The sequence below is a fragment of the Paenibacillus sp. YSY-4.3 genome, assembly GCF_054767475.1.
In genome coordinates this window covers 344,438-366,625 of the sequence record NZ_BAABMC010000002.1, presented here as the reverse complement: position 1 = coordinate 366,625, position 22,188 = coordinate 344,438, and the positions used below count along the sequence as shown (strand labels likewise).

Here is a 22,188-nt window from a genome sequence, read left to right as displayed (position 1 = left end):
AATACGCTCCGACAACGATCGCCCCAGCCTTAGATTAGAGCAATCTTAAGGCTGGGGCTTTTTGCTGGGTAGGAGCCAATAAAGCATGCAAGGAGAAGATATCTATGGATACTGCTGCGGGTATTGGTCTATTTAGTATTACTATTGAATCCTACTATCACCGCAAAAAAAATTATACGCAGTAAATAGCCATATGATGTCTGAAGAGATTGTGACACAATCAAAAAAATAAAAAAAGAGCGTGAAATATGAAAAAAATAGTATTGGTTTGTATTATGATCATGTTGATGCTAGCATCGGCTTGTGGAAATGTTGAAATGACATCAAATCCAAATACTTCAAGTGAGCCTAAACCTGAAACGGATGAGTCTATTATTCCAAAAAACACATCCGATTGTTTTAATGCAGAAAATATAAATTTGGATAGTGAAACTGAAAAATATTTCTATGGAACTTGGAAAGTTGAGAAGCTTTTAGGATTTGCAAATTCATATAATGATGCTTCTGAATATCCAACAGGGCAGAAATTTATTGGAGATGAAATTATAATCAAAAAAGATTTTTTTTCATCAAAAGGACTTAAAAACTATAATGATTATCAATATGAACTAAAAAATCCATTATATGAGGTTACAGCGACATGCTATAACTCTCTCTCTTTTTATAGATTATATAAAATAGATATCCCAGACTTAAATGAAAATGATGTAGTAAAAGTAATAGATATAAGTGACCCTTCTACAAAAATGAGCATACCTGTAAGTGTAAGTTTTTTTGTTGTTAGTAACGATAGGCTTATCTTGTTATCAGAGGCAACTATTTTTGAGCTTAAAAAAATTACTGATTAAATGAATTAAGGTTATGTAATAAGCCTGGGTTTTGGAAAATATATTACGGGATCGCTCTGATTTTTTTCCATCTAAATAACTGAAAGTTATTTAGATGGAATTGTTAAAAATATTGAAAAGTCTAATCGGAATCCGGCTCAGCGAAACTTCAATCCAAACCAAATAACCGCCTTCCTCCAGAAGACGGTTATTTGTGTAGAATTATTCTTGTAGCTTAACTTAATCCAGTTAATCCGCGTTCCAGTTAGCCATCATACCTTGGGCCATTTCCATATCGGCCTCTTTCCCTGTGATAAGCGCGAACTTAGCAACGATAGCCGGATAAGCCGCCCATTGCTCAGCGATGTGCTCATGCATGCGGGGCCAAGTTTTGCCTCCTGCTTTTTCATAACGCCCCAATAAGTCTCGCAATCCTTCTTGGCCAAAAAGGGCGTATAGAATGACAAAATCTTTGCCGGGATCGGCGATCTCAGCTTCTGTCCAGTCGATTAAACCCGTGACCCGCTGATGATCGTCAACGATAATATGAGGCGGATGCAAATCGCCGTGATGAAGCACGGAATGATCAGGCCAGTAGGAATCGGTAGACAGCCACTCCGTCCAACGGTCGTATAGCTTGGCAGGGATGTTGAACGATTCTTTTACTTCCTCGATGTTTGCGGCAAAAGCTTCCCGCGTTTCCTTCGGTGTTTTGTAACGAACGCCACCCTGGATCGCTTCACTGTGTTCGATGTTATGCAAGGCCGCTATTGCCCCGGCCAGAGAATCAAAGAACTCATCGGTTAATGAATCCTGTGGGAACCTCCAGGCATAACCGCTGCCAGCAGGGTCAACCGTCGCAATGGGATGCCCGTTTAGCAATGGATATGCTATAAGCTCGGGCGTGAAAATGCGCCAGTCCGGCACCTCAACAGGCAGACGCTGACCGACGACCAGCAGCACCTTCTGCTCATTTTCCGCGCGCTCCCAAACGTCTGAGCGTCTAGGTTTTCGAAGCACCCATGTCTCACCTTGTGTATCCTTGGCAAATGCAACAAGGAAGTCCATACCGGACTCGTTGATCTCCATTTGATCTGAGGCCAAGTGCAGACCGTTTTGCTGAGCATGGCTAAGGAACTCTTGAATGATATTTTGCTCATCGCTTGAATATTGTCTTGTCATAAAGGCATTCTCCTCTTCGGCATAAAATAAAAAACACAGACATCCTCATGTCCGTGCAGCCGTAATCGAATATAGATATGCCTTAACGCTTCAGCTCCCGCGCTGAAGCAAATACGTGATTAGGTACGCAAATAGAAGCACCCCAAAAAATGAGTGACCATTACGGAAGGCGGCTCACGTTAAAAAGGCAGACTTATCCCGATTACTCTGCACGAGACAGAGCAGAAACAGCAGTCGCAATTATTTGCATTGCTTTCTCAAACGGGAATAAATTAGCACACGTGACCCTCCAATCTGTAATATATTGTCATGATATCATACCGGGTATAAACAATCCATATCATTTCTCGGGGCTATCGCTCCTTGGATGATAAATGTATAATCATGGAATAAGCTCAGCTAACCTGCACCCCGGCCCACAGACAAGAGTGATCTAAGGCCGGGGTGTTCGTGTTTTAAAAGGAGGGAATGAGTCAAGATGAAGATAGTTGAACTAAATGCAAAGAAGCTAGTTGGAATACGAGTAGTATGTCCAGGTGATGAGTATGTCAGCGAGATTCCCAGAGCTGCGGTACAGCTCAAAGAGAGACTAAGCGAGATTAAGGAAGTAGTTCATCCCGCTAGACTGATCGGCGCTTTCGTAGCTGGAGACTTTTCCGAGGAAGAGGATGGCTACTGGGTCTGTGTTGAGGTTAATGACATTCAGGAAGTCCCTGCCGGTATGGTTTCCATTGTAGTTCCCGGACAAAAATATGTGGTGTTGAGGCATACGGGACCTAATACGGAAATAAGAAACTCTTATGAACAGTTGCATCGATGGATAGCAGAGAATCAGCTGGAGAGGCTTCCTAGAGCATGGCATCTGGAGATCACCGAGGAATGGGGTCAAGAAGGGACAATTGACGTCGTGACAGATTTGTATGACACGATTAAATAATGTCTGGGCTTAGCAGTTCAGGCTGTGAGGAGAGATTACGATGAGTGGACAAATCGTTCAAGGGTATGATTACAACATATGGGCGAACGAGAGAATGATTCAGCATCTTCGAGCGCTGCCGGAGGAATTATTCTTAAGAGAAGTGAATCTGGGCTTCAAATCGATTGCAGAAGTCTTTGGCCACCTTGCCTCGGCCGACGAAGTCTGGTTTGCCCGGATCAAAGAAGAAAATCCTCCGTCCACAGCTGCAAAATCCTTCATAACTATCGAGGAAGCCAGCAATCACATAACCGGGCTGCAGTCGCGGATTCGCCAGCATTTGGGCTCGATCAGCAATTTCGAGAAGAATGTGGCTTATAGAAATACAAGGGGGCAAGAGTTCCAGAATTCGATATCAGAAATCATTCAACATGTCGTGAACCATGGAACGTATCATAGGGGCAATGTCACTACAATACTAAGATACTTAGGGCATAGTGGGACAACGACGGATTATATTTCTTTTTTAAGGAAGGATGATTAGCGCCTCCCAGTGAAGATCGTAAGAACCTGTTTAAGGTAGACGAGGATTACAGTATAATAGGATTCAACCAAAATTGAGGTGATCCTATGGGACAGGGCGATATTATATCAATTAATGTGGGCAAGCCGATGCAGGTGCAGTTCAACAATAAGGAGATTTCGACAGGTATCTTCAAGAGGCCAAGCGATGAGCCGCTGTTCTTGTCCTGGTTCAACTTTGAGGGGGACGGTCAGGCTGATCTTGTTCACCACGGAGGCAGGGAGAAGGCCGTCTGCGTGTATCCTTACGAGCATTATCCTTATTGGGAGAAGGAATTGGATCGTGCGCTAGAGTATAGCGCATTCGGCGAAAATTTAACGACGCGGGGTTTGCTGGAGACGGAGGTTTGCATCGGCGATATTTTTCAGTTGGGAGAAGCGGTGGTGCAGGTGAGCCAGCCAAGACAGCCTTGCTTTAAATTATCCGTAAAATACGGGGCGCCTGACATGCCGCTAAAGGTGCAGAATACCGGGTATACCGGCTTTTATTTTCGCGTGCTTCAGGAAGGGCTCGTATCGAAGGCGGATGGACTGCATATCATCGACAGGCATCCAAGCGCAATTACGGTATCTTACGCCAATGAGATCATGCATCGTGAAAAGGATAATCTTGAAGGAATAGCAAAGATTCTTGAAGTCGAAGAACTCTCGGATAGCTGGAGAAAGACACTGACCAAGCGACTTGGAGGAAGCGAGACGGATACCAAGGAACGATTGACCGGCCATAAAGAAGAGTAGCTGATGAGCGAGCTCGATTCTTTATACATATCAGGGCTATCGCCCCGGGAGGATCGGATATATAATCATGAAAAGAAGCTCACATAACAACGCCTCAGCCTAAGACAAGAGCGATCTTAAGGCTGGGGCGTTTTTGCGATGATGATGAGGTGATTGTTATTGGAACAGTTGGGCCAGGGAAGAACAGCCGATATATTCGTTGCCGATGATAACAAGGTTCTAAAGCTTTATAAGAAGGGCTTCCCTATAGAAGCGATTCATGAAGAATACTTGGTCAGCCAGTATGTGCATGACCTGGGCCTCAAAGTCCCGAGGCCCTTTGAGATGATCGAGAAGGAGGGAAGGCAGGGGATTATATTTGAACGAGTTCCAGGCATCCCATTGCTTCATTTAATGACACAGAGACCTCTACGAATTAAGCGGTTTTCAAGGACGTTAGCCGCCCTTCATCATCATGTGCATTCGCATTCCGCTGCGGACTTGAGCAGGAATCACAAAGAGATACTCAGCAATAATATTAAATCTACCCCGTTCTTAACCGATGCAGAGAAGTCGAAGATCATTCATCACCTGCAAAGCTTGCCCGAGGATCGTCAGCTCTGCCACGGAGATTATCATCCCGACAATGTATTAGTAACAGATCAAAATAATAGCTGCGTAATTGATTGGATGACTGGAATGGCCGGCCACCCGCTGGGCGATCTCGCCAGATCGGTGATTCTGCTGACCTATGGCACATTGCCAGAAGGGACTCCAAAAACCAAAGGCCTCCTTATCAATTTCTTTAGAAAACGCATCAAGAATGAATATGTCAGGCAATATTTGAAGCTCGCGAACAAAGACTTTGCCGAGGTAGATCCATGGATACTGCCGGTAGCTGCCGCGAGACTTGCCGACTGGGTGCCTGATGCAGAGAAAAACGCATTATTGCAAGAAATCAGAGCAAGATTGAAGACAATTTCATAGAAGATTTCATAGAGAATGGGGGAGTATAATGCCATGGCCAAGCCAATACATAATCGCGTAGATACTATCTTTATTCATGTAAGCGATTTAAAGAGAGCAGTTCAGTGGTACAGCAAGCTTTTGGGTGTCGTAGTTGAGGACGGGGAGTTTCCAGGACCGATTTATTCGTTTCATGTGGGAGGGGGGGCTCCGGCTTTAACTCTAGATAATCATTGTCTGGATGAAGACTATCAATTTACGCCATCCAATCAGCCTTTATTTAATTTTAGCTGCGAGAATATTCATGAGGCTTATCAGCATGTACAGAGCTTAGGCGCGGAGATCGTTACCGAAATTCAGACCTTTCCCGATCTGTCGGAATTTTCATTCAAAGATCCTGACGGGAATATCATCATGGTCTGTACTTGTTTTAGTTGAGGAGAAAGGATAGAATCATGCCCTATAATATTGAGGACAAGTTTGTAATTGCAGTCGCTTCGAGTGCGTTATTTGATTTAAGCGAATCGGATCGCGTATTTCAGGAACACGGGGAAGGTGCCTATAGAAAATATCAGCGGGAAAATGAACATATCGTACTCGATACCGGTGTCGCCTATCCTCTAATAAAAAGATTGCTTAGCATCAATACGGATGAGCCAGATGATCAGCCGGTTGAAGTCGTGTTGCTGTCCCGTAATGATCCGGATACCGGGCTTCGCGTGTTTAAATCGATAGAACATTACCAGCTGCCTATTAGCCGAGCAGTATTCATCGCAGGCAGTAATCCTTTCGAATACATGGAGGCCTTCAACGCGTCGATTTTCTTATCGGGTAATCCTGATGATGTAAAGGAAGCGGTCGAACAAGGCTTTCCAGCAGGCTGCATTTATCCGACGGACTACATTGACGATGACGAGGATCAAGAGCTTAGAATCGCATTTGATTTTGATGGAATTATCGCTGACGATTCGGCGGAATCCGTCTTCCAGCAGGGCGGACAATTGGCGTTGTTTCATGATCACGAACGATTAAATGCCGGGGAATCGCTTCCTCCGGGGCCGTTGTTGAAGTTTTTCCAAGAGATATCCAAATTGCAAAAAAGAATTTTAGAGAGATATCCAACTAACGCGAAAGACAAGCCTCGAATAAGAATCGCGATTGCCACGGCTAGGAATGCCCCTGCTCATGAGAGAGTGATTACGACACTGAGAAAATTGGATATTAGGGTGGATGAGGCCTTCTTTCTAGGTGGAATCGATAAAGGCAGAGTATTGCGAATATTTAGACCGCATATATTCTTTGATGACCAGGTCGGTCATATCGAAGGCGTTGCCAGAATTGTGCCGTCCGTTCATGTCCCGTTTGGTATAACGAATATAAAAAGGGAGAGCGTTTCGAAGAAGAGCCTGCATTGTAAAACAACAGCTAAACAAGGAGCAGAAAATAACGAAGCTCCCAGATCCTTGGGTCAATGAAGTCATTACAGCTGCCTCAGGCGTAGATGCCTGTGGAAGGGACCATGAAGAAAATATCGTACTGATTAGCAGCTCCGGCTACAGCATTACTCAGTCTGTAACAGGTTTGCAGATGCATAGAGATTGAGATGCACAGCTGACCGATGATAATATAAGCGAGGACAATCTCACCTCTAGATTTCCTTTTAACATCTTTACCTCGCTAGCGGTGGAATTCAGTTTATATCGAATAGTACACTTCCAACTTTATGCAGGCAGCTGTATAATCATGGAACAAGCATTGGGGCAGGGATAGAAGTAAAGTTAACTGTATTTCATACATTAAGTTTGGTGTCCATTGGAACGTTTTTTCGAACTAAATGCATTTCATGCAGCTAAAACCTCCCCTTTCACCTTCAAAACCTGTAATTGTTCATTTTAAATGTAAGAAATACAGTTAGTCATAGCGCCCGTAGTAGAAAGCCTAATTTTAACTGCAACAAATACAGTTAGCGTGCCAGAAAATTTGACAGCGAACGGCCTGACCCTATGAGAAGCATTAACCTAGGAGCAGGCCGTATTTTTTTATAGGGGGAATTCGGGTGGCGGTAACCGTTCGTCTTCAAAGTCAGTCCTTCCCGTTACGGGCCTCTCATGACTTTTCTTGGTTGGACAGCATGGGGGAGGTGTTCACAGTATTCGATGAGCAGGATTCCGGCAACATTTCATTTGGGGTTAGGCAGGAAGATGGCCGTAAATTTTTCGTGAAGTATGCCGGGGCAGAAACGATGCAATACCAGGGGGATATTAAGGAGGCCGCTCAGCGGCTGCAGCAGGCGATGACAGTCTATGCAGATTTGACGCACCAAAGTTTGATTAAGCTGGTGAACCATTTTGCCACGGGAGCTGGATATGCTGCTGTGTTTGATTGGATTGAGGGGGAGAATCTTCACCCGCATTGGTCCTTCCCGCCGCCGGCGAAGTACACGAACCCTGCGTCGCCGTATTACCAATACAGACAGCTTCCGGTAGAACAGCGAATGGCCTCCTTGGATGAGATTTATGCCTTTCATGCCGCCGTTGAGCAGAAGGGATACGTGGCTGTTGATTTTTATGATGGGAGTATCATGTATGATTTCGAGTCAGGCTCTACTCAGATTTGCGATATTGATTTTTATCGGAAAGGGCCTTTTACCAATCACATGGGCAGAATGTGGGGGTCTTCCAGATTCATGTCCCCGGAGGAATTTGTAAAAGGGGCTACGATCGACGGAATAACCAACGTGTTCAACATGGGGGCCGCGGCTTTTGTGCTGCTTGGCGGAGAGCTGGATCGAGCTTTTTCGAAATGGGAGGCTAGTCCAGAGCTTTATGAGGTAGCCTTAAAGGCCGTTGAGCCGGATCGGCAGCAGCGGTACTCATCCGTGGCAGAGTTTTACGAAGCTTGGAGGCGTTTTTTTTTGAAATATAGGATAACTATGAAGCAAGGAATTCTAACGGTTGCCACAGTCGTTAATCCGTCGAAAAAGAGCGCTAAGGAATTCTAACGATTGTAATCCACGTTATTCAAGCCGAAATCGTCGCAACATTTAAAAAGTGTTAGAATAGCCGCATATACAACCGTTAGATTCTCAAACAAAGGAATATTCCGCGAAATAACATCGATAGCAATCGTTAGATAACGTCAAACGGCCAAGTGGAAATCGTTAATCGTTAATCGTTAGGTATCATCGGTATCATCGGTATCATCAACCAACAGGCGATAGCCGAATATGGCAGAGCTTAACGACTGGGAGACCGGGGAGTGGCTAGTCGTAAATGGGGGAAGAGTGCGAGGCCTTGATTCGGCCTAATCGAACAGCATAATTTAGTATGGCGCCGGTACTTACCGGCGTCATTTTTGTGTTGCTGCGATATGCCCGTTGAAGTAGTTTACTGATTTACCCGGGATAAATTACCGTTTCATTATCGGAACGACAAATGAAGATTAAAACACGACATGAATTAAACAAATAATTAATCTCAATCTAATATTCTACGCATACTCGCCGCCTATACTGATTCTAGAAGGAGGGAAGCCAATGGAATTGGTGTCAAGCATGAAGCAAATAAGGCAGCAGATTACGATCAAGCAAAAAACATCTAAATTTACGCGAAGACAAGCATGGGTCGGAATAGCTTACGCACTGCCAGCCTTGCTGCTGTTATTCATCTTTCGCTTTTGGCCGCTTGCATTCGGGGCTTGGATCAGCTTATGGAAATGGGGATTCGTACCGGAGAAGTTCATTGGCCTGGACAACTTTGCCAAGATTTTCACGGAAGGCTTGATATATAAGGATATGCTGCTGGGATGGCAGCTTGGTCCGGTTGGCAATAGCTTGATGGTCACGATCTATTACGCGATAGGAACGATCCCGATATCTATTTTCCTATCCTTTCTTTTAGCTTTTTATTTATTTCAAAAAATCAAAGGCAAGGGCATATTGCGGACGATTTTCTTCATCCCCTATATTACCTCTCAGGTCGCCGCCGGGTTTGTGTTCAAATGGATTTTTCATTCGAATGTCGGCATTGCGAATGCCGGTTTGGAACGCGTTGGATTACAGCCGCAGAACTGGCTATCGGATCCGGACCCATTGCTGGTTCACATCGCCCGGATGTTCGGTGGACAATGGCCGGCATATATTCCGACGGGGTTTGCGGGACCCTCTTATGCACTGATTGTCATTATGCTGTTTACGATATGGTCGAGCGTGGGATTCAACATCGTCATCTTTCTAGCCGGAATGAGCAACGTTTCGCCGGAATTGTACGAAGCCGCCAACATCGACGGTGCCGGAACGCTAAAAATTATGCGCCATGTGACATGGCCTCTATTGTCTCCTATGGTGTTCCTCCTTTCGATCATCTCGGTTATCGGCTCTTTCGAAGCGTTTAACGCCTTTTACGTCATTAGTGGCGGGGATGGCGGCCCGCTTGGTACAACGATGTCTTTGCCGTTATATATTTTTAGAACCTTCTATGTACATGGCCAGGTCGGCTATGCCTCGGCGGTATCTATGTTCCTGTTCGTCATCATATTATCGCTGACTTGGGTTCAATACAAATACGGGGAGAAAAGAGTGCACTACCTGCGCTAAAGGAGGGCAGCATGATGAAAGTTGAACGGTTCAATTACGCCCGGCTCTATTCCCGGATATCCTGGACGATCGTTACGATCATTGTCCTGGCCATAGCTGCGCTTGCGCTGTTTCCGTTCGTATGGATGATTTTAACCTCGTTTAAGAGCGCAGAAGAGATTAATATGATGCCGCCGGTTATTTTTCCGAAGGAGCTGATGTTCAGCAATTATGAGACGGCTTGGATGAAGCCGGAATCAACCTTCGGCCGGTACTTCTGGAATACGATCATTGTCGCTGTTTTAGGGACAGCGCTTCAGCTGATCATATGCATTCCAATTGCCTATTCTATTTCGCATTTCTCGTTCAAAGGCAGAGGACTCATCTTCATACTCGTAGTAGCGACGATGATGATTCCCTACGATATCACCTTAGTTCCGAATTTCGTTACGCTGCGGCATATTCCGTTTGCGGGTGGCAATGATTGGATGGGCTCGGGAGGAAAAGGGTTCTATGACAGTTACATGGGAATCATGGTGCCTTTCTTGGCCGATGCGTTTTCTATTTTCTTGCTCAGGCAAGCTTTCCTGTCCGTCCCGAAAGACTATTGGGAAGCTTCGCAAGTCGATGGAATGTCCAGCTTTCGCTATTTATATTCCGTCCTTCTGCCGCTCTCGAGCTCCAGCTTGATTACCGCAGGCTTGCTTGGCTTTATTGGCAAATGGAATGCTGTCTCCTGGCCGCTGATCATTACTTCTACGGAGGCGATTCGTCCGCTGCAGGTAGGGCTGCTCTACTTTGTCAGCGAGAACGGGTCCAATTATCATCAATTGATGGCCGCCGCGACATTTACCGTATTGCCGATCGTATTGTTGTATTTTGCAGCTCAGAAGTGGTTCCATTCGGGGATTGCAGCTTCAGGAATCAAAGGTTGAACAGAGGAGGAGACGACAGCGTTGGAATGGATAAACAACATTGAAGTACTCGTGCTGGATATGGACGGCACTTTATATCAGGATGAGAGCTTCATCGAACCCTACCTATCCTATTTGTTTCAAGGTCATGGCGGCAATGCTGATCTGTCGATGTGGCAGCGTGAGGCGGAGTCGATTTTGAACGGCAAGCATGCTCTAAAGATCGGCCATTTCTTCAGCAAATCTTTTAAATCAGGTGTAGAGTACCGCAATGGAGAAATCATCCGTTTATATGACTGGGAAGGAAGAGATTTAGAACGGTCGGCCGCTGCGTCCCCGACTATTTTTCGCGATATCCACTATATCGGAGATGCCTGGGGGGTTGTGGGAGCCATAGCCGACTATGCCGATGTGCCGGCTTCCGTACGAACGCAAGCCTTTATGAGCATTCGCCGCGATATGATCTCGACATTAAATTGCGTCAAACCCCACGATGGAGTAGCTGCCGCTCTGCGAGGGCTAAAGTCGGTTCACCATAAACTGCTGATGACCAATTCTCCTGAAGAGGCTGCTCTGGATTTTGTCGGCAGGCTTGGTCTGGACAATGCTTTCGATGCGGTCATCTATGGCGGGAATAAGCCCCAGGGATTAGCTGATTATTTGCAGGAATACATCAACGGGCACGGGATTTCCCCCGACCAAATCGTTTCCATTGGCGATAATGCCTGGAACGATCTGTATCCAGTTAAGAAATTGGGGGGCCGCACAATATGGATATCGCCATACGAAACCTATGATGAGGAGAAATGGGATCTGCGGCTGCGCACGTTGGATGACTTGGAGGATTTTCTATTGAAATTAGAGGAACGTTTGGCAGTTCATCCATAAAGATGAAGGAGGCACTAAACTTGAACGATCAGGATAAAATCACGTTTTACAGCGGCATGAACACGATAGGCGGCGTTCAAATCGTATACGGCTATAAAGAGTTAGGATTCGTGTTCGACCTGGGACTTTCCATGGGAGGGTTGTTCAATGAATACGTGAAGACGACGCCGCCCCTAGGAGCGCGCCATTATATGCTGACCCGTTCGGCTCCGCCTCTGCTCAATTTATATTCCTCTGAGGCGATGCAGGATGTGACGATAGAGCAGCTTCAGGAAATATGGAAACGTCAAGAGCTGCCGCAATATAACAATCTGAAGATATTTATCAGCCATATTCATCAAGACCATATGGCGCTGCTGCCCTATGTTGCGGAGGGCACGCCCATCTATATGAGCAAAGATGCTTATGCCGTGTATCGGGCCGTCGTCGCTTCAGGCGAATACGGAGATACCCAGGGCCGCATCATTGCACTGGAAGATCTTCAAGAGATTGCGCTGGACGAAGAAGGAAAAGTGCGGCTGAAAATCATCGAGGTAGATCATGATACACCGGGATGTTCGGGTTTCATCTTGAAGACCGCTTCCGGAACGAAGATCGGCTTCACAGCGGATTGGCGCCGCCATGGCAGACATTCGTACCGTATGGATCGCTTTATCGAGCTGTGCCGGAATGAAGGGGTCGAAGTGCTGATTACCGAAGGCACACGGCTGCGCCCAAACACCCTGTTTCGCCAGCCCGAGGATCGGCTTGAAGCGGATGTGGCCGTCCGTTACCGGGAAGTGACCGAGCAGGCAGCAGGTCTCGTCTACGTTAATATTCTAGGGAGAAATGTGGAGCGGGTAGCCGATATCATTCTCGCGACGAAGGAGGCAGGACGTACGCTCGTCATGGATGCAAGTACTGCTGCGCTGTGGTATGAGGCCACTCGCATTGGCATTTCGGCATTGGCAGGGAACGCTGCGTTAACCCTAGCTGAAGAGGTGATTCGTGTATTGCCGACGTTGAACTCGCTATCCGTAGACAGCAGTATCACTCTCCCGTATAGAACGATTTCGCTATCCGAAGTTACTGCTAACAAGGCGCTATACTGCGTGTATCTTCCGTATAATCAGCTGCCGCTGATGGCTGAATTGGAATGTCTGGGCGACCGGTCGCAAACCTCGCATTACGTCCATGCTGACGGCAATCCGTTAACATCAAATGATGAGACGCTGCACCGCTGGCTGACGGAGTTCGGTGTTCAATATCATTATTTCGCGACAGGCGGCCATGCTGCTCCGCAGGAAATCAGTGATTTGACGGCAAGGATCCGGCCGAAGGTTGTTATTCCGCTTCACAGTGTTCATCCGACATTATTCGATAGCAGAAGCATCCCCCGTTTTTACCCGGTTTACGGAGAGACGGTTCAAATAGACAAGCTGTTAGACCACAAATAGGAGGAATAGAGAACATGCCGTTCAACCATACGATCCAAAGATTTATATCTGTAGTGGCGGTTATTCTTGTGATGTCTATATTCACGGTAGCTTGCGGAGGGAACCAAGCAAGCAATGCGAGCTCAGGAGGTTCGACTGCTGCTGGCGCCAATGCTAGTTCAGCGGAGAAGCCGGCAGGCAATGACATTGAGCTGGGCAAGAACGGGCCGGTAAAAATTGATTTTTGGCATATTCAAGCTAGCATCTACGGGGATGCGGTCAAAGAAATCGTTGCCCAATTTAATAAAGAGTATGAAGGAAAGATTATCGTCAATGAAGTCTTTCAGGGTTCTTATACGGAATTGAATCAGAAGCTGCGCGCCGCGCTCCAAGGTGGCGGGCTGCCGGCGGTAGCTATGGCTAACGAAGGCGATGTGCTGCAATATATGAAGGCTGACCAAATCGTTCCGCTGGACACCTACATCAACGATCCCCAGTACGGATTAACACAAACGGAAATCGATGACATTCTCCCGGCGGTCCTGGATCGTCAACGCATTCCGGCTTATGAAGGCAAGACGATGAGCTGGCCTCATGGCAATAGCTCAACTGGAATCTACTACAACGTCGACATTCTGAAGCAAGCGGGTTATGACGCTCCAGCCAAATCGTGGAAAGAATTCGAGCAGCAGGCCCTCGACATCTATAAGAAAACCGGCGTTCCGGCGCTCGTCATCGGTAATGGCACAGGTTATGGTTCCCATGGCTTTAACTTCATGACCTCTCTGAGCACATACGGAATCGACCCGATACATCCTGATCTGTCCGGCGTCAATTTCGATAATCCTCAAGCGGTGGAATTGCTGACTGTATATAAAAACCTGCTCGATCAAAAAGCAATCCTGGTCGCCGAGGATACGGAACAAGAATTTACGAATGGCCGCGCGGCCATGGAAATCGGCACTACAGCCAGAACGACCTCCAAGCTGGAATTGATCGCGGATAAGTTCGGATGGGGTATCACAAATATCCCGCAAGGCGACCCAAGCCATCCAACAACGAATATTGGCGGCGGAAATCAGGTTCTGTTCAAAACCAAACCTGAGCAGGAGCTTGCCGGCTGGTTGTTCCTGAAATATTTTGCAGGTCCGGAAGGCCAAGCGATCTATGGGGCAAAAACCGGATATTTCCCGGCAACTCTGTCTTCCCGGGATGTCGATGTATTGAAGCAGGATTACGAGGCCAATCCTCAGAAGGAACAAGCCTTCACAGAGGTGTTTCCTCACGGGCAAGCTCCTGTCGCCACGGCTGCAGGAAGTATGATCCAGGACGCGGTGAATACGGCCATTATGAACGTCTACTCGAACAAAGTCTCACCGGCCGACGCTATGAAGAGTCTTCAGGCAGAAGCCACGAAGCTATTGGCAGAGAACAAATAAGATCGCTCTAAAAGGAGTGATTTCATGAATTCCAGAAGAAGACGGAACGAAATTTTGGAAGAAGTCCGCCGCAACGGCAGTGTTCTTGTCGAAAATTTAGTGGATCACTATCAATTGTCCGTCGAAACGATCCGCAGGGATTTACGCATTTTGCATGAAAAAGGACTAGTCCGAAGAAATTATGGCGGTGCCGAGCGAAGGGAAAAAACAACTTGGGAAATGCCGTACACGCAGCGGATTAATTATAATCTCGAGCAGAAAGAGGCTATCGCCAGAGAGGCGATCAATCTCTTGGAAGACGGCGACAGCGTTTTTTTGGACGGGAATACGACAGGACTGGCCGTCTCCCGGCTGATCCCTGCGCACAAAGAACTGGTCATCGTGACGAACTCGATTATGGTTGCCTTTAATCTGCTGCAGAAGAATAGCCGGTCTCAAGTGTTTATGGCAGGCGGCGAAGTAGACCAGAGCGGATTGACATCAGGGCATAGGCTTCATCAGGAGCTGAAGCAGTATCGTTTCGACAAAGCTTTGTTTTCATGCGCTGGGGTTATGCAGCAAGGCTTGTATTTTTCCAAGGTGGAACCGCAGAGTGTTGCTCAGAGGCTCTCGGATCAAGCTCGCCAGCTCATTCTTTTGGCCGATTCCTCAAAAATGAATCAGAGCGCTTTTTTATTCGGGATGGAAGTCAAGCGAATCAGCGTACTTATTACCGACGACGGTATTTCGCTCCCGTTCCTGGAGAAGCTGCGTGAAATGATTAAGAAAGTGATCGTCGTGAAAACGGAGGAGCAGAATCAGGTGTAATGATATACACAGAAAGGAATTGACATGACAAAGAAAAAGCTGTTTGTCTTTTGCCTGGATGCGCTATGTTCCATGGATATTGAATTGATGAGAACGATGCCGAACTTTAAATTCATGTTTGAGCAAGGCTCTTGGGTAACTCATATGCATTCCATTTATCCTTCCGTTACTTACCCATGCCACTGCTCCATTATTACAGGCAATTATGTCGAGAAGCACGGCGTTCCCCACAATGAGATCGTCAAAGCAGGTGACCAGAATGCTCCGTGGTACAACATGAGGCATGATGTTAAATCCAAGACGATGTTGGATTACGCCAAAGAAAATGGATATTCGACCTGCTCTTTAAGCTGGCCTGTATCGGGTGGGGCGGATTACGATCTCAACATGCCGATGATTGTGCCGATTGGCTATAATGGCCCTAACCCGGAGCAGTTTTTTGAAAGCACAGCCACGGCGGAGCTGGTGGAACGCTATTTCCCCCAATACGGGCATCATTTAATCGGCGAAGAACGCAGCCTGGATAGATACACGATGGGCTTGGCTGCCGAAATTATTAAAGACTACTGCCAGCCGGACGTCATGCTGGTCAAAATGTGTGATCTCGATACGGTACGTCATCGATACGGCGTTATGAATGATCATGTCATCGAGCAACTGCATAAGCATGATGCGGAGTTTGGAGTTTTGCTGGAGCAGATCAGAAAGTATGGGGACTTTGAGAACACTAATTTCGTTATTCTGGGCGATCACGGCCAAACGGATATCGATCACGTATTGAACTTCAATATTCTATTAAAGCAGGCCGGATTCATTTCCGTGGATGAGAACGATCAATTGCTCGACTATGACGCCTATTGCCATTCCGTCGGCATGTCGGCATGGATTAGCCTCAAAGATCCGTCCGATGAAAATATGAAGCAGAAGGTTCATGAATTTCTTCTTTCCATTAAGGCGGATCCCAAATACGGCCTAGGCCATGTATTTACGAAGGAAGAGGTTCGCGAACAATATAAATTAACGGGACCCTTTGAATTCGTGATAGAAGGTGAAGCGGCCATCTCCTTTGGGAACACACTGTCGGGCGACGATGCATTCTCGGAAACGAGAGTCGGAGATTATAAGACGGCCAAAGCCTCGCACGGAGGATTGCCCTACAAGGAGCAGCAGACGACATTCATTGCTTGCGGCCCTAGCGTGAAGCAGGGCGTCGTCATCGACCAAGCCAGCTTGGTGGATATGGCTCCTACCATGGCGGCGATGCTGCAGTTCAAGATGCAAGATGTGGATGGCATTATACTTGAACAATTATTGAGATAACTGAATCGTAAAGAGAGGCTCTTCCGAATGGGGAGGCCTCTTTTTATTTTCCAAAATATAGGCTTTCTGATAAGATAGGGTACAACTAAACGGTCATGGAGGTATGATGCGGTATGGCGAGAGGTCATTTTATTATTACGGGAGCATCCAAAGGAATCGGCGAGCAGCTGGCGGGCATGCTGCTTGATCTCGGACACCAGGTAATCGGTATCGCGCGAGGAACCTCGGAACGCCTGCGGGGTTATAGCAACTACACCCATCGAAGCTTTGATTTAAGCGAAATCATGGGAGTCGATGCCCTGCTTAGAGAGATTATTAATGACGTAAATATAGATGACTCGAAAATATTTTGCCTGATTAATAATGCGGCCGTTCTAGAGCCGTTAAAGCCGATCGAACGATGTACCGCCCAGGAAATCCAACAACATCTGCAAGTGAGCCTGGCTGCTCCAATGGTCGTATCCTCCAGTTTTATCCGCCATACCGAACACTTCGACATCAGAAGAAAAATCATCAACATCACTTCCGGTTCAGGAATGTACCCCGCACCGGGCATGAGCGTGTATTGCACGGCCAAAGCCGGGATCAATATGTTCACCCAGTGCGTCGGAGCGGAGCAAGCGAGTCAGCCACGGCCCGTGGAGATCATTGCCGTAGACCCGGGAATGGTGGAAACGCAGCTGCAAGCGGCTGCCCGTGGCAAAGATGAGCAGGACTTCGGGATGGCGAAATACTTCAGGCAAGCTTACGAGACAGGCCAGGTTCAGTCGGCGGAAGAGCTCGGCAGGTATTTGTTGAAAATAATTGAGAACGAGTATCCCACTGGAAAGCTTGTTCACTATTCTAAGATGGACGAGAGCTAATATGGAATCCAAGCAACACGGATTTAATAAGGAAATGGTCCAAAATGGAAATCTACTATAATGAATTTATAATATCGGGTTTTATCGTATAACATGCAGGGGCAGACACCGAATGCATCGTCTATTTATTGATATATAAGAATTTATAAGTTTCACCCTTATACAAGGCGCATATATTTCTATGCGAAACGTTGTTGTGCCGTTCATGGGCGGCGTCAGCCGTTTACGCTTGAGAGATTCATATAAAAGGAGTGGAGAACTTGCTTCGTGTAGAGGGCTTGTCCCATGCTTTCAAGAATGGCGGCGAGACCACGCCTGTTCTGCAGAACATCAATTTTCATGTCCGCAAGGGCGAGATGATTGCGCTGCTGGGCAGCTCGGGCTCAGGAAAGTCGACCCTGCTCAATCTAATGGCGGGGCTGATGAAGCCGACCGAAGGCGAAATTTATATCGCCGATCATAACATTGTGAAGATGAACGAGAACAAGCTGGCCGAGTTCCGCCGCGAGCATATCGGTTTTATATTTCAAGCTTATGAGCTGCTGCCGAACTTGACTGTGCGTGAAAATATTGAGATGCCGCTTATTTTTCAATCTACCCGCCCCTCCGTCCGCAAGCAAAAAGCGTTGCAGTTACTCGAGCAGGTCGGCATCCCGGACAAGGCCGAACTGTTCCCGTCCCAGCTGTCGGGCGGACAGCAGCAGCGGGTTAGCATTGCCCGGTCGCTGATTACTGAGCCTTCGGTCATCTTCGCCGACGAGCCGACCGGGAATTTGGATACGAAGACGGAGGAAGAAATTTTGGCGATCCTCAAGCGGCTTAACCAGACGATGAATACCACCTTTATTATTGTTACGCATGAGCGCGAAGTGGCGCAGCAAACGCAGAAGATCATTACGCTGCGGGATGGGCAGCTCCAGACATCACAGCCGGCTGTAAATCTGCAAGCGGAAGCAGAGGAGGTACAAGCTTGAGAATCAGCGATCTGACAAGGCTGTCTTGGGATCAGGTGCGGCGGCGCAAAGTCGTGACCATGCTGTGCGCAGCCGGCTTGTCCATAGGCTGTGCCGCAATTATATTGGCGATGAGCATCGGCGAATCGACACAACAGATCGTCGAATCCGAGCTGAACAGCTATCTGAAGATGGATGAGATTACGGTCATGCCCAATTCTGGCGCCATGCCGGGCCAGGGCAATCCCGACCAGGTCAGCGAAGAGGCGATTAACCGCGGGCTGCTGACGGATCAGAAGCTCGAGGTTATGCGCAATATGAAATATGTAACGGCTGTCGCGCCGTATCAGACATTTGATCATCTGGAAATGACGACAGCGGACAGCAAGGAGGGCTACGTCGAAGTGGTCGCTACGGATCTGACCCGGCTTAAGGACTTTGGGGAGACCTTCGAGCAGGGTAAGGCCGACAGCGTTGATATCAATTCAGTTGTGCTCAGTTACGGGGCCACGATGGGCCTGATGGATGAGGAGACTAGAAACAAACTGTATGAAGCAATGGAACGTTCAGGATATGATCGAAACTCGCAGGAGCAATACCGCAATATGATGGTCATTCCGACAGCCATGTACCAGACGCAAATTCAGCTCGTGAAGTATGATGAAAATGGCAAACAGTTAACGAGCACTCCCTTGCAGGTCGTTGGCGTGCTGAAGAAGCCCAAGGGCCGCAGCGATATTTCCATCGCCCAGGACAGCAAGGTTTACATCTCGATCGAAACGGCCGAGCAGCTGCGAAAAGAGCTGATGCCTTCCGCGGTGCAGAACAGCACAACTACATACAACTCGGTTAAGGTGAAGGTGGACGCGGAGCAGAACGTAAGGCACGTCGAGGAGCAGCTGCAGCGGCTTACCGTATCGACACAGTCGAATCTGCTGCAAAAGGAGCAACTGGAGGAGCAATTCGCCGTGTTCAAGGCGATTGCGATCGGTGCGGGTGTCTTTATTTTGATCATTGCCTCGATCTCCATTATTGTCGCCATGACGATGTCGACCTATCAGCGCCGCCGGCAGATCGGCATTATGAAGGTGCTGGGGGCCAATCTGTCCCAGATTCGCAATATGTTCATTGTTGAAGCGGCCTTGCTTGGCTTCCTGGGAGGGCTGCTGGGCATTATGTTTTCCTACTGGATCGTATGGGGAATTAACGCGCTCATTTTGTCATTGAATAGCGGGGAGTCGGACATTTCGATTTTTATCCCGTATACAGCCATTCCGGTCGGGTTGGCCTTTGCGATCATGACAGGCATTATATCGGGCATTTATCCGGCGGTCAGCGCATCGCGGACTGATGCGTTAACCGCGATCAAGCGGGATTAGAGATTCGATATCCGAGAGAAGGAGAGCAGGGAAAGTGAAGAAAAAAATAAAATGGATCATTATCGCCATCATTCTTGCCGGAATCAGCTATTTGCTGTATTCCATGTCGAAGCCTGCCCAGGTCGCCGATCCGGGAATGGAGTCCCAAGCCATCACATTCCAGGCAACGAAAGAGACACTGGTTCACACGATACGGGTCAAGGGAAAATCGCTGTATGAGCAGGAGACGTCGGTCTATGCTCCGTTCAGCTCCAAAGTAACGGAATGGAAGATCGAGGACGGCCAGCAGGTCAATAAAGACGATGTGCTATTCAGGCTGGATCAGACCGAGCTGCAGAACCAGATTACACGTGAGGAAGCGGAGCTTCGCAAAGCCGAGCTGGAAATCCAACTGCAGTCTTTTGTCGCAGAGCTCGACACCGAGACGGCAGGAAGCGAACTGACCGATGAGAACCGCAAGAAACTGCTCGCCAATCGGGAGAGTGCACGACTGACGAAGGAGCTGGAGGACGTACGCAAATCGATTCAGCGTCAGGAGCTGCAGCAGAAAAAGCTGAAGCTGCAGGATTCCGAATTCCGCGCTCCGGCTGCGGGCATCTTCCTGTTCGATTCGGCAGGGAAGAAGCCGCAAGCGCTTAGCGACAATCAATATATTGGCAAGATCGTCGATCTGAGTAAGTTGCAATTTACCGCCCTCGTCGGGGAGCAGGATGTATTCCGGATCAAGCCGGATATGAATGTGAAAGTGACAATGAGCGCGATGAAGGATGTGCCGCTGACCGGAACTGTGAAGCATGTCTCCAAATTCGCCAAGACGGGAACCGACCAGGACAGCTTGAATAAAGCAGCGCAATTCGAGGTCACCATCTCTCTTGAACCAAGCGAGTATCTGATTGCCGGGTTATCGCTCACCGGCGATATCGAGACTAGCCGTAAGGAAAATGTGTTAGCTCTTCCGTCGATCGCCGTCATGCGCGATCAGATCTCCGCCTATGTCATGTTGGATAAAGGATCGGGTCAATACGAACGCAGAGATATCAAGACAGGCCTGGAGACGACGGAGAAAACCGAGGTGTTGGAAGGATTGAAGGAAGGCGATACGGTCGCCCTGCAATAGTGCTGGGCAGCTGTCTGGTTTATACTATATATAAGTTGAACTAAAGAAGCAGCAGTGACTGGCCAGGGTGCGACATATTCTGGAGAAGCGAAGCGTTCGTCTTTGTTCACGGATTTCTACCCCTAATAGAGCGTGTTTTCAAACCTAATTTAGCTATATCAAAATAGCAGCCAGTGATAAAAAGGCAGCAAATGTACATGTTAGTTTATCGTAACGAGCAGCTAGTCTGCGATAATGTTTGAGCTTGTTGAATAAACATTCCACTAGATGGCGTTCTTTTGTTGAGGAGTCTAATTCATATGCGTTAAATAGAGGACGAACGAAGATCATTGACAATCATCAGAATCGACAGGAGGATTAATCATGACTAAGCATCACAGACAAGGAGCAACATTGATTCAAGAGGTCAACCGCACCGAGGTTCCCTTCGGGACGCTGGCGATTTGGTTTCTTGGGCAAGAGAGCGTAATTATCAAGGGTGACGGAGTAACGGTGTATGTCGATCCTTATGTATCGGATCACCTGGATTTACCTCGTACTTACCCTGCGCCGATCACCCCTGAGGATATTATCGGGGCTGACCTTTGCTTGATTACGCATGGGCATGTAGATCATATGGATGCAGGCACGCTGCCTATTTTTCACCGGCAAAACAAAGAGGCGCTCATCATGGCTCCGGCTTGCTGCAGATCGGATTTGCTCGATATGGGCGTAGGGGCATCACAGATTTTAGAGGCAGATGATAGCCGATCAGCCGAGCTTTTCTCTAAAATCAAAATAACGACTATTCCCGCGGCCCACGAAGAGCTGGACAAGGATGCAGAAGGGAAACCACGCTACGTGGGATATGTCATAGAGTTGAATGGAGTCACGCTGTATCATGCTGGCGACACGGTGCTGTTCCCTGAATTGGTCGAGCGGTTGAGCACTATTCAGCCAGATGTCGCCCTGCTTCCGATCAATGGTGCTGATTTTTTCCGTCGGGAACGTGGAATTGTCGGCAACATGAACTATAGGGAAGCGGCCGAGTTCGCGGTAAGAATCGGCGCAGAGACGGTTATTCCGCTGCATTATGACGTGTTTGCGGGGAATGCGGAGAAGCCCGGCCACTTCGTGGACTATCTCTATGAGCACTTCCCTGAGCAGAAATGCCATGTCATGGCTCGCGGCGAGCGGTATGTGTATGTGAAGGGCAGCGCCTTCCTTCGGTAGCGTTGTACGTGTAGGGCTGCGTCTTCCTCAGTTTTGTGTACGTGAAAGGAGCCCCTTTCTTCGGCGTAAGGTTGGTCTGGGGATTGAGCAGAACATAGATCAAGTGGATCGCCGATCC

At 47.7% G+C, this 22,188-nt stretch carries 21 protein-coding genes; 20 read left to right on the top strand and 1 reads right to left on the bottom strand.

What is annotated here, in order from left to right; translation table 11 throughout:
* Window positions 1-248: 248 nt before the first annotated feature.
* Window positions 249-848 (top strand): hypothetical protein, encoded by a 600-nt coding sequence (locus tag ACYUJT_RS08555; protein WP_460320572.1) that lies wholly within the window; start codon window positions 249-251, stop codon window positions 846-848.
* A 228-nt stretch (window positions 849-1,076) separates the two neighbouring features.
* On the opposite strand, the gene ACYUJT_RS08550 is transcribed toward ACYUJT_RS08555, so the two are convergent.
* Entirely contained in the window at window positions 1,077-2,009 is a 933-nt protein-coding gene (locus ACYUJT_RS08550; protein WP_460320569.1) for a macrolide 2'-phosphotransferase, read from the bottom strand.
* Window positions 2,010-2,487: 478 nt separating this feature from the next.
* On the opposite strand from ACYUJT_RS08550, the gene ACYUJT_RS08545 reads away from it, so the two are divergent.
* The 19 genes from ACYUJT_RS08545 to ACYUJT_RS08455 all read left to right on the top strand — a co-directional run bounded on the left by ACYUJT_RS08545 (window position 2,488) and on the right by ACYUJT_RS08455 (window position 22,070).
* The gene (locus ACYUJT_RS08545) at window positions 2,488-2,946 is read left to right on the top strand and encodes a GyrI-like domain-containing protein (protein ID WP_460320566.1); all 459 of its coding nucleotides are present in this window, start codon (window positions 2,488-2,490) and stop codon (window positions 2,944-2,946) included.
* Between the two features lie 40 nt (window positions 2,947-2,986).
* Window positions 2,987-3,469: a DinB family protein gene (locus tag ACYUJT_RS08540; protein ID WP_460320565.1), complete on the top strand. Its 483-nt coding sequence runs from the start codon at window positions 2,987-2,989 to the stop codon at window positions 3,467-3,469.
* 86 nt (window positions 3,470-3,555) lie between these two features.
* Window positions 3,556-4,245 (top strand): MOSC domain-containing protein, encoded by a 690-nt coding sequence (locus tag ACYUJT_RS08535; RefSeq protein ID WP_460320563.1) that lies wholly within the window; start codon window positions 3,556-3,558, stop codon window positions 4,243-4,245.
* 159 nt (window positions 4,246-4,404) lie between these two features.
* Window positions 4,405-5,211 carry an aminoglycoside phosphotransferase family protein gene (locus tag ACYUJT_RS08530; RefSeq protein ID WP_460320561.1) on the top strand — a complete coding sequence of 269 codons (807 nt, stop codon included), beginning with the start codon at window positions 4,405-4,407 and terminating at the stop codon, window positions 5,209-5,211.
* A gap of 33 nt (window positions 5,212-5,244) precedes the next feature.
* Window positions 5,245-5,628, top strand: coding sequence for a VOC family protein (locus tag ACYUJT_RS08525; protein WP_460320559.1), 384 nt, complete (start codon window positions 5,245-5,247; stop codon window positions 5,626-5,628).
* Between the two features lie 17 nt (window positions 5,629-5,645).
* The gene (locus ACYUJT_RS08520) at window positions 5,646-6,665 is read left to right on the top strand and encodes a 5'-nucleotidase (protein WP_460320556.1); all 1,020 of its coding nucleotides are present in this window, start codon (window positions 5,646-5,648) and stop codon (window positions 6,663-6,665) included.
* A gap of 581 nt (window positions 6,666-7,246) precedes the next feature.
* On the top strand, window positions 7,247-8,191 hold the full coding sequence (locus ACYUJT_RS08515; RefSeq protein ID WP_460320554.1) for a serine/threonine-protein kinase: 945 nt from the start codon (window positions 7,247-7,249) through the stop codon (window positions 8,189-8,191).
* Between the two features lie 534 nt (window positions 8,192-8,725).
* Window positions 8,726-9,784, top strand: coding sequence for a carbohydrate ABC transporter permease (locus ACYUJT_RS08510; protein WP_460320551.1), 1,059 nt, complete (start codon window positions 8,726-8,728; stop codon window positions 9,782-9,784).
* A gap of 11 nt (window positions 9,785-9,795) precedes the next feature.
* Window positions 9,796-10,698 carry a carbohydrate ABC transporter permease gene (locus ACYUJT_RS08505; RefSeq protein WP_460320548.1) on the top strand — a complete coding sequence of 301 codons (903 nt, stop codon included), beginning with the start codon at window positions 9,796-9,798 and terminating at the stop codon, window positions 10,696-10,698.
* A 21-nt stretch (window positions 10,699-10,719) separates the two neighbouring features.
* Window positions 10,720-11,565, top strand: coding sequence for an HAD family hydrolase (locus tag ACYUJT_RS08500; protein ID WP_460320546.1), 846 nt, complete (start codon window positions 10,720-10,722; stop codon window positions 11,563-11,565).
* A gap of 20 nt (window positions 11,566-11,585) precedes the next feature.
* Entirely contained in the window at window positions 11,586-13,001 is a 1,416-nt protein-coding gene (locus ACYUJT_RS08495) for an MBL fold metallo-hydrolase (protein ID WP_460320544.1), read from the top strand.
* A 14-nt stretch (window positions 13,002-13,015) separates the two neighbouring features.
* Entirely contained in the window at window positions 13,016-14,419 is a 1,404-nt protein-coding gene (locus tag ACYUJT_RS08490; protein WP_460320542.1) for an ABC transporter substrate-binding protein, read from the top strand.
* A 24-nt stretch (window positions 14,420-14,443) separates the two neighbouring features.
* Entirely contained in the window at window positions 14,444-15,226 is a 783-nt protein-coding gene (locus tag ACYUJT_RS08485; RefSeq protein ID WP_460320539.1) for a DeoR/GlpR family DNA-binding transcription regulator, read from the top strand.
* A gap of 24 nt (window positions 15,227-15,250) precedes the next feature.
* Window positions 15,251-16,546 carry an alkaline phosphatase family protein gene (locus ACYUJT_RS08480; RefSeq protein WP_460320537.1) on the top strand — a complete coding sequence of 432 codons (1,296 nt, stop codon included), beginning with the start codon at window positions 15,251-15,253 and terminating at the stop codon, window positions 16,544-16,546.
* Window positions 16,547-16,659: 113 nt separating this feature from the next.
* Window positions 16,660-17,409 carry an SDR family NAD(P)-dependent oxidoreductase gene (locus ACYUJT_RS08475; RefSeq protein WP_460320535.1) on the top strand — a complete coding sequence of 250 codons (750 nt, stop codon included), beginning with the start codon at window positions 16,660-16,662 and terminating at the stop codon, window positions 17,407-17,409.
* 260 nt (window positions 17,410-17,669) lie between these two features.
* The gene (locus tag ACYUJT_RS08470) at window positions 17,670-18,383 is read left to right on the top strand and encodes an ABC transporter ATP-binding protein (protein ID WP_460320533.1); all 714 of its coding nucleotides are present in this window, start codon (window positions 17,670-17,672) and stop codon (window positions 18,381-18,383) included.
* On the top strand, window positions 18,380-19,741 hold the full coding sequence (locus ACYUJT_RS08465; protein ID WP_460320531.1) for an ABC transporter permease: 1,362 nt from the start codon (window positions 18,380-18,382) through the stop codon (window positions 19,739-19,741). Before ACYUJT_RS08470 ends, ACYUJT_RS08465 begins: the two co-directional genes overlap by 4 nt.
* A 34-nt stretch (window positions 19,742-19,775) precedes the next feature.
* The gene (locus ACYUJT_RS08460; RefSeq protein ID WP_460320529.1) at window positions 19,776-20,858 is read left to right on the top strand and encodes an efflux RND transporter periplasmic adaptor subunit; all 1,083 of its coding nucleotides are present in this window, start codon (window positions 19,776-19,778) and stop codon (window positions 20,856-20,858) included.
* A gap of 363 nt (window positions 20,859-21,221) precedes the next feature.
* Window positions 21,222-22,070 (top strand): MBL fold metallo-hydrolase, encoded by an 849-nt coding sequence (locus ACYUJT_RS08455; protein WP_460320526.1) that lies wholly within the window; start codon window positions 21,222-21,224, stop codon window positions 22,068-22,070.
* Window positions 22,071-22,188 lie beyond the last annotated feature (118 nt).

Coding starts and splice junctions, on each gene's coding strand:
- ACYUJT_RS08555 (WP_460320572.1), top strand. CDS start 249: ATGAAAAAAATAGTATTGGTTTGTATTATGATCATGTTGATGCTAGCA.
- ACYUJT_RS08550 (WP_460320569.1), bottom strand. CDS start 2,009: ATGACAAGACAATATTCAAGCGATGAGCAAAATATCATTCAAGAGTTC.
- ACYUJT_RS08545 (WP_460320566.1), top strand. CDS start 2,488: ATGAAGATAGTTGAACTAAATGCAAAGAAGCTAGTTGGAATACGAGTA.
- ACYUJT_RS08540 (WP_460320565.1), top strand. CDS start 2,987: ATGAGTGGACAAATCGTTCAAGGGTATGATTACAACATATGGGCGAAC.
- ACYUJT_RS08535 (WP_460320563.1), top strand. CDS start 3,556: ATGGGACAGGGCGATATTATATCAATTAATGTGGGCAAGCCGATGCAG.
- ACYUJT_RS08525 (WP_460320559.1), top strand. CDS start 5,245: ATGGCCAAGCCAATACATAATCGCGTAGATACTATCTTTATTCATGTA.
- ACYUJT_RS08520 (WP_460320556.1), top strand. CDS start 5,646: ATGCCCTATAATATTGAGGACAAGTTTGTAATTGCAGTCGCTTCGAGT.
- ACYUJT_RS08510 (WP_460320551.1), top strand. CDS start 8,726: ATGGAATTGGTGTCAAGCATGAAGCAAATAAGGCAGCAGATTACGATC.
- ACYUJT_RS08505 (WP_460320548.1), top strand. CDS start 9,796: ATGATGAAAGTTGAACGGTTCAATTACGCCCGGCTCTATTCCCGGATA.
- ACYUJT_RS08490 (WP_460320542.1), top strand. CDS start 13,016: ATGCCGTTCAACCATACGATCCAAAGATTTATATCTGTAGTGGCGGTT.
- ACYUJT_RS08485 (WP_460320539.1), top strand. CDS start 14,444: ATGAATTCCAGAAGAAGACGGAACGAAATTTTGGAAGAAGTCCGCCGC.
- ACYUJT_RS08480 (WP_460320537.1), top strand. CDS start 15,251: ATGACAAAGAAAAAGCTGTTTGTCTTTTGCCTGGATGCGCTATGTTCC.
- ACYUJT_RS08475 (WP_460320535.1), top strand. CDS start 16,660: ATGGCGAGAGGTCATTTTATTATTACGGGAGCATCCAAAGGAATCGGC.
- ACYUJT_RS08455 (WP_460320526.1), top strand. CDS start 21,222: ATGACTAAGCATCACAGACAAGGAGCAACATTGATTCAAGAGGTCAAC.